The 15065-nt window shown below is 33.9% G+C and carries 14 protein-coding genes; 5 read left to right on the plus strand and 9 right to left on the minus strand.

Going from position 1 to position 15065, the window contains the following annotated elements; genetic code table 11:
• Positions 1-83 precede the first annotated feature (83 nt).
• From ATO12_RS13655 to ATO12_RS13675, 5 genes are all read left to right on the plus strand, one after another.
• On the plus strand, positions 84-779 hold the full coding sequence (locus ATO12_RS13655; protein WP_034242730.1) for a hypothetical protein: 696 nt from the start codon (positions 84-86) through the stop codon (positions 777-779).
• 142 nt (positions 780-921) lie between these two features.
• Entirely contained in the window at positions 922-1431 is a 510-nt protein-coding gene (locus ATO12_RS13660; protein WP_034242731.1) for a DUF6702 family protein, read from the plus strand.
• Positions 1432-1495: 64 nt separating this feature from the next.
• A complete protein-coding gene (locus tag ATO12_RS13665) occupies positions 1496-3805 on the plus strand; it encodes a M1 family metallopeptidase (protein WP_034242732.1) in 2310 nt (769 codons plus the stop codon).
• An 89-nt stretch (positions 3806-3894) separates the two neighbouring features.
• A complete protein-coding gene (locus tag ATO12_RS13670; protein ID WP_024768994.1) occupies positions 3895-4188 on the plus strand; it encodes a Sec-independent protein translocase subunit TatA/TatB in 294 nt (97 codons plus the stop codon).
• A gap of 346 nt (positions 4189-4534) precedes the next feature.
• Positions 4535-6034 (plus strand): S8 family peptidase, encoded by a 1500-nt coding sequence (locus ATO12_RS13675; RefSeq protein ID WP_034242733.1) that lies wholly within the window; start codon positions 4535-4537, stop codon positions 6032-6034.
• Positions 6035-6102: 68 nt separating this feature from the next.
• On the opposite strand, the gene ATO12_RS13680 is transcribed toward ATO12_RS13675, so the two are convergent.
• From ATO12_RS13680 to kynU, 9 genes are all read right to left on the minus strand, one after another.
• Positions 6103-6744, minus strand: coding sequence for an O-methyltransferase (locus ATO12_RS13680; RefSeq protein WP_034242734.1), 642 nt, complete (start codon positions 6742-6744; stop codon positions 6103-6105).
• A 55-nt stretch (positions 6745-6799) separates the two neighbouring features.
• A complete protein-coding gene (locus tag ATO12_RS13685; RefSeq protein WP_081802072.1) occupies positions 6800-7897 on the minus strand; it encodes an amidohydrolase family protein in 1098 nt (365 codons plus the stop codon).
• Between the two features lie 53 nt (positions 7898-7950).
• On the minus strand, positions 7951-8481 hold the full coding sequence (locus ATO12_RS13690) for a 3-hydroxyanthranilate 3,4-dioxygenase (protein ID WP_034242736.1): 531 nt from the start codon (positions 8479-8481) through the stop codon (positions 7951-7953).
• Positions 8482-8612: 131 nt separating this feature from the next.
• Positions 8613-9392 (minus strand): SDR family oxidoreductase, encoded by a 780-nt coding sequence (locus tag ATO12_RS13695; protein ID WP_034242737.1) that lies wholly within the window; start codon positions 9390-9392, stop codon positions 8613-8615.
• A gap of 30 nt (positions 9393-9422) precedes the next feature.
• Positions 9423-10865: an aldehyde dehydrogenase gene (locus ATO12_RS13700; protein ID WP_034242738.1), complete on the minus strand. Its 1443-nt coding sequence runs from the start codon at positions 10863-10865 to the stop codon at positions 9423-9425.
• 19 nt (positions 10866-10884) lie between these two features.
• Positions 10885-11652, minus strand: coding sequence for an IclR family transcriptional regulator (locus tag ATO12_RS13705; RefSeq protein ID WP_034242739.1), 768 nt, complete (start codon positions 11650-11652; stop codon positions 10885-10887).
• A 33-nt stretch (positions 11653-11685) separates the two neighbouring features.
• Entirely contained in the window at positions 11686-12102 is a 417-nt protein-coding gene (locus ATO12_RS13710; protein ID WP_034242740.1) for a RidA family protein, read from the minus strand.
• A 105-nt stretch (positions 12103-12207) separates the two neighbouring features.
• Positions 12208-13608, minus strand: a complete 1401-nt coding sequence (locus tag ATO12_RS13715; protein ID WP_034242741.1) for an FAD-dependent oxidoreductase — start codon at positions 13606-13608, stop codon at positions 12208-12210.
• Positions 13605-14873, minus strand: coding sequence for a kynureninase (gene kynU / locus ATO12_RS13720; protein WP_034242742.1), 1269 nt, complete (start codon positions 14871-14873; stop codon positions 13605-13607). Before kynU ends, ATO12_RS13715 begins: the two co-directional genes overlap by 4 nt.
• Positions 14874-15065: the final 192 nt, after the last annotated feature.

The raw sequence follows: 15065 nt of genomic DNA on the forward strand, positions 1-15065 counted from the left end.
TTTAACGAGCATAAGTGCAGAAAAAATATGTAACTATAATTTTATTTCATTTTTTCTTTCTTTCGGTTTTCTGTCAAAGAAAAATGATAAAAGGAGTAATAGAAAATGATAGTTCAGAAGGAATTCATGTAATTAATAAAACAGCTAATCTATTTACTATTACAAACAAAGAAGGAGTTTTCTTCATAGAAACAACTATTGGGGATGTAGTTGTTATTTCATCTGTTCAATATGATCTAAAGATTATTGTGGTAGATAAAAACATGTATGACAATAGAGAGTTTTATATTACACTAAAAGAAAATCTTAATGAATTAGATGAAGTAATGGTAGGGGTGCAATTATCGGGTAATTTAAATACCGATGTTAGGGATATAAAGACAGAAGAATTGTTTAGCCCCGAAGATGTGGGAATACCTGTTTATGATGGAGTGCAGATGGAAAAAATTATACCAATGCATGAGGCTATCTCGTTTTACGGTATGGGATTTCGGCTAGATATCGAAGCAACTTATAAAAATTTATCGGGATATTATAAAACCTTAAAAACAACAAGAAAATTAGATAAAGAAAATAATAGTTTAGAGGCTATTCAAGATTTCTATGGTAAACAATTTTTGTCTTCAGTATACAACATCCCCGAAGAAAAAATATATGATTTTTTATTGTTATGTATCCAAACCAGTGCTATTCAGTATGAATTTGATAAAGAAAACCATAATGTTGTATTAAAGATATTTTCAGATAAACGAAAAGAGTTTGTGGTAAACAAACAATAAATATATTTCTGGAGATAATTAAAATTTAATAGTGAGAGAATAGATTTTAACTCTTTGTTTTTTAATGATACTAAGTTTGGCATAATTTTTTAATGCATACCATTAAAATTAATTACATTTAACGCTTTACAAATTTTAGATGATGAATAAAATCTTACTGCTCTTTCTTTTTGTAGTGTCTGTTCCGCTAAGTTCTTTTACAACGGCGCATAAGTTTTATGTAAGTGTAACACAGGTAGATTATAATGCAAAACAACAGTCGTTACAGATTGTGTCTAGAGTTTTTGTTGATGATATAGAAGAACTACTAAAAGAACGATATGATAAGTCTACTAATTTAGATAAAGATGAAGAAAGCCTGGGAGTAGATAAAAATTTAGCGATATACCTTAATCAAAAACTACAATTTGTAGTGAATGGAGAAGAAGTTTCTTTCAAATTTTTAGGGAAAGAATATGAAGATGATCTTATCATTTGTTATTTAGAAATAGAAAATATTACTTCTTTAAATACTATAGAAATCACAAATCAAGTTTTGATGGATCTTTTTGAAGAACAACAGAATATTGTTCATGTTAAAAAAGGAAATCAACGTAAAAGTCTTATACTTGAAAAAGAAAAAGGTGAAGGGATGTTAAAGTTTAGTGAATAAATCAGTAAACTTTTAAAAAACAATTACTTTGCGAAATCATAACATTAAATTCAAAACCATTACAATGAAAAAGATACTTTTAGTCCTTTCGGTGGCTTTTTTGATATCAGGTATTTCATATGCTCAAAATCAAGAAGAGGCTAAAAATGTTCGCGAATTAGGACACACTAATCAGAACAAATTCAAACAAATGTACGATGAGTTTGCAACTCCCAACATGTACAGAACAGGTTCTGGAGCCCCGGGGCCGGCTTATTATCAGCAACAAGCTGATTATAAAATGGATATTGAACTTGATGATAAAAACAAAAAGCTATCTGGAAAAGAAACTATTACGTATACTAATAATTCACCTGATGATTTAGAGTTCCTTTGGGTACAACTGGATCAGAATATGCGAGCTAAGGATTCTAAAACCCCATTAATTCAATCAAATGGAGTTGATCCGGCAACCACACCAGGAGGTTTTTTAAATAAATATCTTGCAGAACCTTTTGATGGCGGGTTTAATATTACTGCAGTAAAAGATAGTAATGGAAATCCACTTAAATATACAATTAATAGAACAATGATGCGTGTAGAAATGCCCAAAGATTTGGTATCTGGCGAGAAATTTGTATTCTCAATTGATTGGTGGTACAATATTAATGATCATGTAAATGGTAGAGGTAGATCTGGATATGAAGAGTTTGAGGATGGAAATAGAGCATATGTGATCGCTCAGTTTTATCCTCGTATGGCAGTGTATAATGATGTTGAAGGATGGCAAAATCATCAGTTTTGGGGTAGAGGAGAGTTTGCATTACCATTTGGTAACTTCGAAGTAAATATTACTGTTCCTGCAGATCATATTTTAGATGGAACCGGAGTATTAGTAAATAGAAAAGAAGTATTTACAAAAGACATGATGAACCGCTATGAAGCAGCAAAGAAATCATATGATAAGCCAGTTGTTATTGTATCCCAAAAAGAAGCTATAGCAAAAGAAAAAACATTTTCAGAAAAAAAGAAAACATGGAAGCTAAAAGCCGAAAATGTACGTGACTTTGGTTTTGCTACTTCTAGAAGGTTTATTTGGGACATGATGGCTGTTAAAATAGGAGGAAAAGATATCATGGCAGTATCAATGTATCCAAAAGAAGGAAACCCTCTTTGGGAAGACTGGTCTACAAAAGTAGTAGCCAGTACATTAAAATCGTATAGCCGAATGACCTTCGATTATCCATATCACAAAGCTATTTCTGTACATGCAAAAAATCAAGGTATGGAATACCCTATGATTTGCTGGAATTACGGAAGACCAAAACCTGATGGTAGCTATAGTGATCGTGTAAAATATGGAATGATGAGTGTAATTATCCACGAAGTAGGTCATAACTTTTTCCCGATGATCGTGAATAGTGATGAACGCCAATGGACCTGGATGGATGAAGGCCTTAATACTTTTGTGCAATATGTAGCAGAACAAGATTTTGGAGAATGGTATCCAAAAGCATTAGGGAAGGATAAAAAATATCCATCTCGTCGTGGACCAGCAAAAAAGATTATACCCTATATGAGCGGAAATCAAAATTTCTTGTCTCCAATTATGTCTCAATCTAATAATATTCATCAATTCGGACCTAATGCATACTCAAAACCAGCAACAGGCTTAAATATCCTAAGAGAGACTGTAATGGGAAGAGATCTTTTTGATTATTCATTTAGAACATATGCTCAGCGATGGATGTTTAAACATCCAACACCAGAAGACTTTTTTAGAACTATGGAAGATGCTTCTGCCGTTGATTTAGATTGGTTTTGGAGAGGATGGTTCTATACCACAGATTATACCGATATTGGAGTGAAAGAAGTAAAGAAATTTGTAGTTTCTAAAGAGCCAAATAAAAGAGTAAAAGAATATGCTGCATCTGTAGGTGCTAAAGTTGAAGACCTAGGACCACTTGTATACATGGTTAAAGAAGGAAGCGAAGAATATGAAACGATTAAAAAGAATGGAAATATTATTAGTGATGCCAAAACCTTAAAAGCATACCTAATGGATAATTTTTCTGTTAAAGAGCGCGAAAAACTTAAACAACCTAAGTTTTTCTATGAGATTACCTTTGAAAAACCAGGTGGACTCGTAATGCCATTGATCGTAGAATACACTTATGAAGATGGAACAACAGAGACAATAACATATCCTGCAGAAATCTGGAGAAAAAATGATGCTGAGGTAAAAAGAGCTGTAGCTTCTGAGAAAGAAATTTCTAAAGTTGTCGTTGATCCTAAACAAGAGACAGCAGATATTGATACCTCTAATAATAGCTGGCCTAAAAGAAAGAAATTAGGAAAATTTGAGCAATTTAAAAATAAGGTAAAGGGACAGTAACCTGTTCTTTTTCTAAAGATAAATAAAAGCCATCCCGAAGTCTTTTCAGGATGGCTTTTTTACACAATATTGATTATATTTGTAGAATTATGACAACTTTACCTTTATTTATTAGCGGAACCGAAATTGCCTTTATTGTTTTTATATTGGTTATGGTTTTTGGAGCAGATAAGATTCCTGAAATTGCACGTGGATTGGGTAAAGGAATGCGTATCGTCAAAGATGCGACCAATGATATCAAAACCGAAATTACCAAAAGTGCAGAAAAACACGGTATTGATACCGATATTCCTACCTCTATCACATCAGATATAAAAAAGGAGATCGACCAGGTCAAAGATGATATTGATAAAGTTACTGGTCCAATAAAACGCAAATTCTAAATTGCAATAGCCTTTCTTAAACTTATTTTTGTTTGTTTTTCCTTGTAAATTCTGATTAATATTCAAAAAAAACCAATATTTTTTTGAAATTTTTTCGCTTTTAATGCCAAACGATTAAATACCCCGTAAACACTGACTTGTAACAGCGCTTTAATAGCTTTTTTTGGTCCTATGCAAGCATAATATTGAGATTTTTTATGATTATATGATAATATAATTGTAAAATATTTGAATATAATTTAATACATTAGCTGTGAAATTATTAAAATGATAATTATTTGCAATTTTTGCGAAATTGTCATTTATGGGCTTTTACACACAAACCTCTTAAAAACTTATTCTAAAAATGAAAAAGATTACTCTTCTAACCTTAGGACTAATTCTTGCGTTTTCTTGTTCTAAAGAAAACCCTAACGAAATTGTAGAACCAAATTCAGAAATTTCTGAATCTCAAAAATTACTTTCTGTACCAGAAGTTAATGCGTATATCGAAGGTGAATTAAAACAAAATGGTGATGTAAACTGGATAAAAGCACCCTCGACTGTATTATGGAGTGCCGTGGTACACGGTGGAGAAGTGTTAAGTGTTGGTTTTGGAGAAAAAGGAGAAAGTTTCTCTACCCAAAGATCATCAAGACTAAATGACGCTAGAGAAAATATATATAATATTATACAGTCTAAAGAAGGTGCAAATAAGTCTAATTCTGTAATATCTGCAGATGAAATACTTAATGTAACCGATGTGAAGGTTACTAGTTTAGAAACCATAAAAGCTTTACAAGAAGCAGATCAAATTCGTTACTTAGATCCAATTGGGTATGGTTTTTACCTACAAGAAGATAATTCAAACCAACAGAAATCTGCGGGATGTAGTAAAAGTGGACAATCTATAAATAGCGGGGATTATAGAGTAATTTCACCTAATGCACGATTACCTTGGAATTTTGACATTCATAAAGTACCACAGGCTTGGAATTATAGTACTGGGGCAGGTATAACTGTTGGTTTGATTGATACCGGAATTTCTGCAAGTCAGAATTTACTGGGTAGTGGATTTAATGATGGGGTGTCTAATGGAAGGTTTGTGCAACGATTTGGTACTTTTATCGATTCTCCGTGGTGGTGGTCTAATAACATAGATGGCCCTAATGATAAGTGTGGGCATGGTACTTCTATGGCATCAGCGATTGCATCACCACGTAATGATGATTTTATGCCAGTAGGAGTGGCATATAATTGTAATTTGGTCGCCTATAGGGGAACTGAGGATGTTGTGTTAAATGATTATCATGAGCGTAAAGGAGTAAGTAATGCTTTAAAAGCATTAGGAAATAGAGGGGATGTTAAGATTATTTCGATGTCTATTGGGTATCCCTGGTCCATTGGTAATGTAAAAGATGCTGTAAAATATGCCTACGGAAAAGGAAAAATGATAATCGCAGCTGGAGGAACATCGACTTCGTTTACAAATTGGTATGGTGTTATTTTTCCGGCAAGTATGTCAGAAACAGTTGCAGTTACAGGTATAAAAGATAATGGATATAATCGTTGTAATATCTGTCATGATGGTAGTAAAATCGATTTTACCATTGTAATGGAGAGAGCAGGAAACTCTAGTAGAAATGTACCTGTTATAGGATTTAATACAGGAACACAAACTTATGTAGGAGGATCTTCTGTAGCAACGGCTACCACAGCAGGAATTGCTGCTTTGGTATGGGCACGTAATCCTAATATGACCAGAGCTCAAGTGCTTGATAAACTAAAGAAAGCAGGAGAGTTTTACCCTAATCGTAATAGTAAATTTGGTTATGGTAATATTGATGCATTAAAAGCGGTTCAATAAAATCACATAAAAATATAAAATAAAGGCTGTGGTATTTAAATACTACAGCCTTGTTTTTTGTATATAGGTTATAATACTCTACTAATCGTTAACCCGTCTCTAATAGGTAATAAAACAGTTTCTATGCGTTTATCTTCGATCAAAAGCGTATTGTATTTCAAAAGAGCTTTGGTAGAAATATCCTCTTCTTCAACTTTTTCGATTACTTTACCATTCCACAATACATTATCCGATAAAATTACACCTCCAGAGTTCATTTTAGGAACAACTAATTCGAAATAAGTAGGGTAATTTGGCTTGTCGGCATCTATAAACACCAGGTCAAATTTCATGTCCAGATTGGGGATGATTTTGGTAGCATCACCAATATGTTGATGAATTTGTTTTCCATAATCAGAAAGGTCAAAATATTTTCTCTGAAAATCTTCTAACTCCTCATTAATATCAATGGTATGTAATTCTCCATCTTTTCGAATCCCTTCTGCCAGGCATATGGCAGAATACCCTGTGTAGGTTCCTATTTCCAGTATATTTTTTGGGTGAATAAGCTTAGACAACATGCTTAAAACGCGCCCTTGATACGCACCACTAAGCATTCTGGGTTGTAATATTTTCTGATATGTTTCACGATTTAATTGTTGTAGTAATTCGGGCTCTTTTTGGGTGTGGTTTACTACATACGTATCCAGTTCTTCAGGGATAAAATGCATGATTATTATTTTTTAGATACAAAATTAGAATGTTTTATAACGATTTTTAATGTTCCTAATGAACTTTTTCTTTACCTAAAATCTTATCTATTAAATCTTGTTTTGCTTTTTCATTATCTCCAAATAACCAACGTAAAACATTATCTTCCCAGATATCATCATATTCTTCTGTAGTTATAATATTACGATCTAATGCTAAATCCAGTATTTTTCCTGGATAAGAAGACTGTGGTTCACTTTCCATTTCACCTAATGGATAAGGATCGTCTAGTCCCATAATTACCTGATTACTGCCTTGTCGTTCTACAGTTAGTTTTAAAGAATCGGTGTCGTGTACCAGGGTATCAAAATATATATTAGGATGTCCTACAGCTTTTCGAGGATGTTGTTTTCCTTTAAAGAGGTCTGGTCTTCCATCAAATCCCTGGATGCGTCTTCCTAAATTCATTTGTGCTAATTGTCCTCCATGAGCAAAGCAAGTTCTAATGTTTGGATAGCGAGTTTGCATTCCGTTAAGCGTATAAAAATGATAAGCATCGCCACATTGGGCAAGCATCCATACCAAGTGAAAACGCCAGGAAACATTTTCTAATTTGATCATTTTATCACCATCATAAGGGTGAACTTCTATGGCTAGTTTATATTTGTCTGCTAGTTCAAAAATCGGATCATTTTCTTCATCAAAAATACATCGCCACTGTCCAATAGAATCCATAAAATGTGTAGGTAAGCATAGTACATGCATTCCTAATTCTTCTACACAACGTTCCATTTCCCATAGTGCTCCGTTAATAAATCCGGGGTGTATTACAAAGCCGCAAGAGAACTTATCTGGATGATCTTGTTGTACGTGAGCATTAAAATCATTTTGAAACCGTAATGCATGTTTCATTTCTTCTAGACGTAAACCATTACCATATAATTGAGAAAGGTTTAATACTACTGCGTGATCAATTTTGTTACGCTCCATCCACTCTAATTTTTCATCTAAGAAAAAACTAGAATGAGTAACCGGGCGTTTCCACCCTTTTTGTAACATGTACTTACGCTCATCATCTACCCAAAAAATCTCTTTGTCTTTCATAAACTGAGGAATCTCTTCTGGGTATGGCAGTAAATGTGAATGACCGTTTATGCGAAGTTTTCTTTTCATTATAGATGTTATCCCTGTCGTTTATACAGGAATCTTTTTAATTAGATTATTATTTATTCTTTATTCTTTTGTGGAGCCTCCATTACACTTCCGCAATTAGGACAAGTGCATTTTGTTTTGTCACTATAATATTTATCAAAAATTATAGGCATATCGGTTTCTATATTGTCTAATGCAAATTTTTCTCTGTATAGTTGAGTATTGCAGTTTTCACAATACCACTCAAGAGCATCCAGCATTTTTTCTTCTCTTGGGTATTCAATCACCAAACCTACTGTATTTGCTCCTCGTTGTGGAGAATGTGGCACTTTTGGTGGTAATAGATAAATATCACCTTCTTTGATATGAACGTCTTTGGGTTCGCCATTATCTATTATTTTTAGTACCATATCTCCTTCTACCTGATAGAAAAACTCTGGGGTCTCATTATAATGATAGTCTTTTCTGTTATTAGGCCCCCCAACAACCATAACAATAAAATCTCCGTCTTTCCATACACATTTATTGCCAACAGGAGGTTTTAGTAAATGGCGATGTTCGTCTATCCAGGCTTTAAAATTTAATGGTGAAACTAGATTGCTCATATGCTTGTTTTAATTTATATGTGTTGTTTATTCTATAGTATAAATACTATCATTATAATCTACACTATTGATTCGTATTTTGTATTAAATTTAATTATTTTGATTGTTATTTTGTAATAACAAATAGTTAACTATAAGGACTTTGTCCTTCCTCCATCAACAGGAAGGTTGATTCCGTTGATATAAGATGCAGCTTCAGATGCCAAAAATGCTATGGCATAAGCTATTTCCTGTGGTTTGGCAAATCGTTTTGCCGGCACCTCGTTTTTCATGGCATCAGAAGCTTCTTCTATTGATTTTCCTAATTTTGTTGCTTTGTTATTAATGATTTCATTTAATCGTTCTGTCGCTGTGGCACCAGGTAATACGTTGTTTACGGTGATTCCAAATACTCCAAGTTCATTAGCTAATGTTTTTGACCAGTTGGCTACTGCACCGCGAATGGTATTAGAAACCCCTAAACCATTTAAGGGTTGTTTTACAGAGGTCGAAATAATGTTGATTATTCTTCCATACCCTTCTTTCTTCATTCCAGGTACTACAGTTTGTGCTAAGATATGATTGCATTTCAGGTGTTGTGTAAAAGCGCGGTCGAATTCCTCTAGAGAGGCATTAAATACTGGTCCTCCAGCAGGTCCTCCTGTATTATTTACTAAAATATGAAAAGCTTGCCCTGTAGCAGAAATTTTTTGTTGCAGGTTTTCCGGATTCTGAAAATCTGCTACGATATACGTATGTGATTGCCCCTGATCTGTTGCTAATTCTGTTAAAACGTGTTGAAGTTTTTCTTCATTCCTTGCAACTAAGGTAACATTAGCTCCTAATTCGGCTAATTGTATGGCAGACGCCTTTCCTATACCCTGAGTACTCCCACAAACTAATGCATTTTTATGAGTTAGACCTAGATTCATGATGAATATTTTTAAAATTTATATTATTCTTTAATATTGTATACAAACGTTTTTAGGTTCGGTAAAAAATCTTAGGGCTTCAAATCCACCTTCTCTACCCACACCAGAATCTTTTGTGCCTCCAAATGGGGTGCGTAAATCACGCATCATCCAGGTATTTACCCAAACAATACCAGCTTGTATGTGTTTTGCTAAATGCATACTTCTGTTTAAATTATTTGTCCAAATTGTACATGATAATCCGTAGCGTACATTATTTGCCATAGTTAGAGCTTCATCATCAGTATCAAATGGCATAATCGTAACAACTGGTCCAAAAATTTCTTCTTGGGCTAATCTGCAATCTGTAGTATTAATTTCGATAATGGTTGGTTGTAAGTAATACCCTTTTTCATATCCATTTACCGTTACATAATTACCACCACAGAGAATAGTACCTCCTTCTTCTTCTGCTATATCGATATATGATTTCACTTTTTCTAAATGTGATTTTGAAACTAACGCGCCTAAGTTGGTTTCGGGATCAAGAGGAGCACCAACTTTTAATGCTTTGGTTTTTGCAATAAAATCGGTTTTGAATTTATCATAAATCGTTCTTTCTATAAATATTCGAGAGCCACAAAGGCAAATTTGCCCTTGATTTGCAAATGATGACCTTAGTGTTGTATTAAGCATGTTGTCATAGTCGCAGTCTGCAAAAATGAGATTAGGGTTTTTACCTCCTAATTCGAGAGATAATTTTTTAAACATAGGAGCAGCAGTTTTGGCAATATGTGCTCCTGTTGCGGTTCCTCCTGTAAAAGAAATGGCTTTAATGTTTGGATGCTCTATGATGGCTTGTCCAGTAGTATTTCCTAACCCATGAACAATGTTTAAAACGCCTTTCGGCAAACCTGCTTTAGTGCAGATATCACCTAATAAATAAGCTGTCATTGGTGTAATTTCACTAGGTTTGGCTACTACAGTATTACCAGCAGCTAGTGCCGGAGCAATTTTCCATGTAAATAAATACAGTGGTAGATTCCACGGAGAAATACAACCCACTACACCGATAGATTGTCTTAGAGTAAAGTTAATAGCATTTAGGCCTGTGCTTTCATGCGCCTCGCTTGCAAACTGCGTAATTGCATTAGCAAAAAATTGAAAGTTAGAAGATGCTCTTGGGATATCTACACTGGTAGATAAACTTAAAGGTTTACCATTATCTATAGCTTCTGCTTGGGCAAGTTGATCAAGGTTTTCTATTATCAATGATGCTATCTTAGCTAAGATTTCGCTACGTTGTTGTAATGAAGTTTCTGACCAGGTAGGAAATGCTTGAGCTGCAGCTTCATAAGCGATCTGTACATCTGCTGCCGAAGAATTAGGAATTAAACTATATATAGCACCAGTAGATGGGTTGTAATTATCAATCCACTGATCTTGTACAGGAGCTTTGAACTCCCCATTAATATAGTTTTTGATTTTTTTCATGCGTTCTCAATTTTTTTAATTAACTGAAAATGTATTTTAGTTGCTCGGCCGTTTGTTTTAAATCTCCTGTATAGGTTTGAATTTCATTTTCATTAAATCTAGCCGAGGGACCAGAAGTACTTATTGCAGCAATAAACTTTCCTTTAGTACTAAAAACAGGAACAGCTACACATACCAATCCTATTTCATTTTCTTCCAGGTCCAAAGCAAAACCATTGTTTTTAATATTCTCAACTTCTGTGATTAGTTTTTGTTTATCGGTTATGGTGTTTTTAGTAACTGATTCTAAATCAAGATTTTTAATGGTTTTTTTGTAGTCATGCTCTACAAATGCAAGCATAACCTTTCCTAAACCAGTGCAATGCAAAGGTTTTTCTGTACCAATTTGTGAGTTGATCTGTAAATCATGTCGTCCTACAACTTTGTCTAAGAAATATACTTTTTGATTTTTGTAAATAGCTAAATGAGCAGTTTCGCCAGCACGTTTTACCAATTCTTCCATATAGGGCCTTGCCTTGGATATAAAATTTTGATTAATACTTACTTTTTGCCCCAATTCGAATAATTTAAGCCCCAATCTATATTTGCCGTTTTCTGTATTTTGTTGAATAACATTAAGAGCTTCCATAGTTGCTAACATCCTGTATACTGCACTTTTATTGGTGCGCATTAGTTTTGCAATTTCGGTAACACCTAATTCTATTGTATCTGTTGAAAAGCAGTCTAGAATATTGAATGCTTTTTCAACTGAAGTGTTTAGAATTTTTTTGTCTATGGTATTACTCATGATTACCTTGATTTTTTAAAGAGTACAAACTGTTTAGTTTTGTTTTTTATAGGCAACTACCTTTATTTCTATCAATAAATGAGGATGAGGTAATTGATGCACAGCTACAGTGGTCCTTGTGGGGCCATCATAATCAAAATATTGAGCATAAACCTCATTATAGCCTCCAAAATCGTTCATGTTGACTAAAAAAGAAGTAACATCAACAATGTCTCTTAGGGTCGCACCTTCTTCTTTTAAAATATCATTAATGTTTTCTAAAACAGCTTTTGTTTGTGCTTTGATATCTAAATTTGTCGTACCAAATTCATCTACTTCTACTCCTTCGAATGAATTGTCTGGTCTTCTGGAACTTGTGCCAGAAACAAATATAAAATCTCCGACACGTTTTACATGCGGAAACTTACCTCTTGGAGTGGCTTTGCCTTGTATTAGTTTTCCTTTGTTCATGGCTAATAGTATTGAAATATTAATGTTGCGTATAGAGAATCTACAATTTTCATTCTTTATTTAAGAAAACTTAAGTTTTCCTGTCCTTGTTTTTAAGTGTTATACTTATTTTAATCCTGCAATTTTGTCCTCTTCAAGGATTTCACTGGTTTCTTGTTGTACTTGATCAAATATGCTTTTTAAATCTTTTGAGGTGTCAATTTCATGATCTGCTATTAGATTTAATAATGCCTTGTCTTGAGCTCTTCCAATCTTCATGGCTTTGGCATACCCAATATTTTCATCAAAAGTCACCATAGAATATTTTGAAAAATAGTTGTCGGGAAATGTTTTTTCTAAATCCATTTCTAGTTTTCTTTTTTCTTTAAACAAAGGATTAGCTACATGATCGCGCATCTCGAAGTAATTATCGATTGCTAAATCTGCAATGGCGTCTGTATCTTCTTTTCGCGCTTTTTGGTATGCCTTAAAAGTAGCACTCCAGTCTCCCTGATGTTGTTCTAAAATTTCATCAAAAACCACAACATCTTCAAAAGAAGCGTTCATTCCCTGACCATAAAATGGTACAATTGCATGGGCAGCATCTCCAATTAATAATGTTTTCCCTTTGTAGCACCACGGTGAGCATTTTACAGTACCTAATGCGCCTGTTGGGTTGTTAAAGAACTCATGGTCAATATCTGGGATTAAGTCAAGAGCATCGGGGAATTGTGTTTTAAAGAATTCAGTGACTTTTTCAATATTGGTTAGGTTATTAAAATTGTATTCACCTTCATCATAAGATAAAAATAAGGTCACTGTAAAACTACCATCTAAGTTTGGTAAAGCAATAAGCATATACTCGCCACGGGGCCAGATGTGTAAATGATCTTTACTTATTTGATGGTTTCCTATCTTGCCTGCAGGAATTTCTAATTCTTTATATCCATGTGTCAGGTAATTCTGAGAGTAACTGAACAGGAACTTTTTTTCGAGATAATAACTCTTTCTAAGAGCAGAACCTGCACCATCTGCACCAAAGATGATATCTGCATGTACTTCAAACTTTTCTTTGGTTGCATAGCATTTAAATTTTGCAATTGTATTTTCGATATCAACACCAGTGCATTTTTTGTTAAAATGAATGGTTACATTCTCGTATTTTTCTGCTTCGGTTAGTAATAATCCATTTAAACCTCCTCTAGAAATAGAATTGATGTATTTTCCTGTTCTTCCAGAATAGTTAGAAGCAAATGTATTTCCTTCGATATCATGAATCATTCTACCATACATGGGGATACAAAATGGAGTTACTTTATCTGCAATACCAACCATTTTCATGGCTTTTAGACCACGATCAGACAGCGCAAGATTAATAGAACGTCCTGCAGAAATATCGGTAGTTCTTAAATCAGGCCTACTTTCATATACGGTTACCTGGTATCCTCTTTGTGCCATTCTTAGTGCCAATAGAGAGCCACATAGACCAGCACCAATGATCAGTATGTTTTCTTCTTTTTGCGTCATACCAGTGTTTTTAATATTTCGGTCATTCGATATACATCTTCAAAGCTATTGTATAGTGGCGTTGGAGCGCAACGAATAACATCGGGTTCTCGCCAATCTGTAATAACATGATGGTCTGTGAGTTGTTGATGTAAACTTTTATCTGCATTCTTAACCTGAACAGATAATTGGCATCCTCTTTCCTCTGGATTAGTGGGAGTAATAATTCTGATTCTGTCGGTATCTATCTCGTTAATTAAAAATTCGAAATACGCCGTTAGTGCTTTAGATTTCTTTCTCAAGGCATCCATTCCTACTTCATTAAAAATATCTAGAGAGGCTTTAATCGCTGCCATAGATAGAATAGGAGGGTTGCTTAATTGATATCCTTCTGCACCAGGCATGACATCAAATTCCTGACGCATGTTAAAACGAGTATTTTTATTGTGACTCCACCAACCGGCAAAACGTTTTAGATCTTTGTTATATGCATGTTTTTCATGAACAAATAGACCTCCGAGGCTTCCCGGACCTGAGTTTAAATATTTATAGGTACACCAAGCAGCAAAATCAACACCAGAGTCATGTAGTTCTGGTTGAATATTGCCAACACCGTGTGCCAGATCAATACCAACCATACAATTTTTGGCATGTCCCAGATCTGCAATTTTCTTAAGATCTAAATATTGACCTGTGTAATAATTTACACCTCCAATTAATAATAAAGCAATTTCGTCGCCTTGTTGATCAAGAATAGTTTCTAAATCCTCTAATCGCAATAATTCTTCACCAGAACGTGGTTTCCATTCTATTAACCCTTCTTTAGGATCAAAACCATGAAATCGCAATTGAGATTCTACTGCGTATCGATCAGAAGGAAATGCATCACTCTCTATTACAATTTTATATTTAGTTTTATTGGGTTGGTAAAAAGATACCATTAACAAATGTAAATTGGTAGTTAACGTATTCATGATAACTACTTCTATAGGTTTTGCACCGACCACTTTTGCCATAGTATCTGTTAAAAACTCATGATATGGCATCCAGGGATTTTTGGCTTCAAAATGACCTTCTACACCATAATTGGCCCAATCGTCAAGTTCTTGCTGAATATACTTTTTTGTAGTTTTTGGTTGTAACCCCAAAGAGTTACCGCACATATATATCCAATCGTTTCCGTTATCGTCTTTTGGAATATGAAACTGATCTCTGTATTGTGCTATACTATCTTTTTGATCAAGCTCTTTTGCGTATTCTAAACTAGCTTTTGATGCTATGGTCATTTTAAGTGTTTTAATAATTGAAACAGTGTTTCACTAATTTACAAAAATAAAATGATACTAAAAGCAATAAATTGAATTTTGATATGTGTAAGATTAAATTAGAAACAATACTATGTGCTATCCAATTAGAAGTAACTCAGTAAAACGAATCTTGAAATGAGATATGTTACATAATATAAATGACTTCGAAGA

The organism is Aquimarina atlantica, assembly GCF_000626715.1.
In the GTDB taxonomy this organism is placed as follows: domain Bacteria; phylum Bacteroidota; class Bacteroidia; order Flavobacteriales; family Flavobacteriaceae; genus Aquimarina; species Aquimarina atlantica.

Bases quoted from the DNA above. Each gene is read 5' to 3' on its own strand.
- ATO12_RS13655 (WP_034242730.1), top strand. From the start codon at position 84: ATGATAAAAGGAGTAATAGAAAATGATAGTTCAGAAGGAATTCATGTA.
- ATO12_RS13715 (WP_034242741.1), bottom strand. From the start codon at position 13,608: ATGACGCAAAAAGAAGAAAACATACTGATCATTGGTGCTGGTCTATGT.
- ATO12_RS13675 (WP_034242733.1), top strand. From the start codon at position 4,535: ATGAAAAAGATTACTCTTCTAACCTTAGGACTAATTCTTGCGTTTTCT.
- ATO12_RS13685 (WP_081802072.1), bottom strand. From the start codon at position 7,897: ATGAAAAGAAAACTTCGCATAAACGGTCATTCACATTTACTGCCATAC.
- ATO12_RS13695 (WP_034242737.1), bottom strand. From the start codon at position 9,392: ATGAATCTAGGTCTAACTCATAAAAATGCATTAGTTTGTGGGAGTACT.
- ATO12_RS13665 (WP_034242732.1), top strand. From the start codon at position 1,496: ATGAAAAAGATACTTTTAGTCCTTTCGGTGGCTTTTTTGATATCAGGT.
- ATO12_RS13710 (WP_034242740.1), bottom strand. From the start codon at position 12,102: ATGAACAAAGGAAAACTAATACAAGGCAAAGCCACTCCAAGAGGTAAG.
- ATO12_RS13700 (WP_034242738.1), bottom strand. From the start codon at position 10,865: ATGAAAAAAATCAAAAACTATATTAATGGGGAGTTCAAAGCTCCTGTA.
- ATO12_RS13705 (WP_034242739.1), bottom strand. From the start codon at position 11,652: ATGAGTAATACCATAGACAAAAAAATTCTAAACACTTCAGTTGAAAAA.
- ATO12_RS13690 (WP_034242736.1), bottom strand. From the start codon at position 8,481: ATGAGCAATCTAGTTTCACCATTAAATTTTAAAGCCTGGATAGACGAA.
- ATO12_RS13670 (WP_024768994.1), top strand. From the start codon at position 3,895: ATGACAACTTTACCTTTATTTATTAGCGGAACCGAAATTGCCTTTATT.
- kynU (WP_034242742.1), bottom strand. From the start codon at position 14,873: ATGACCATAGCATCAAAAGCTAGTTTAGAATACGCAAAAGAGCTTGAT.
- ATO12_RS13660 (WP_034242731.1), top strand. From the start codon at position 922: ATGAATAAAATCTTACTGCTCTTTCTTTTTGTAGTGTCTGTTCCGCTA.
- ATO12_RS13680 (WP_034242734.1), bottom strand. From the start codon at position 6,744: ATGCATTTTATCCCTGAAGAACTGGATACGTATGTAGTAAACCACACC.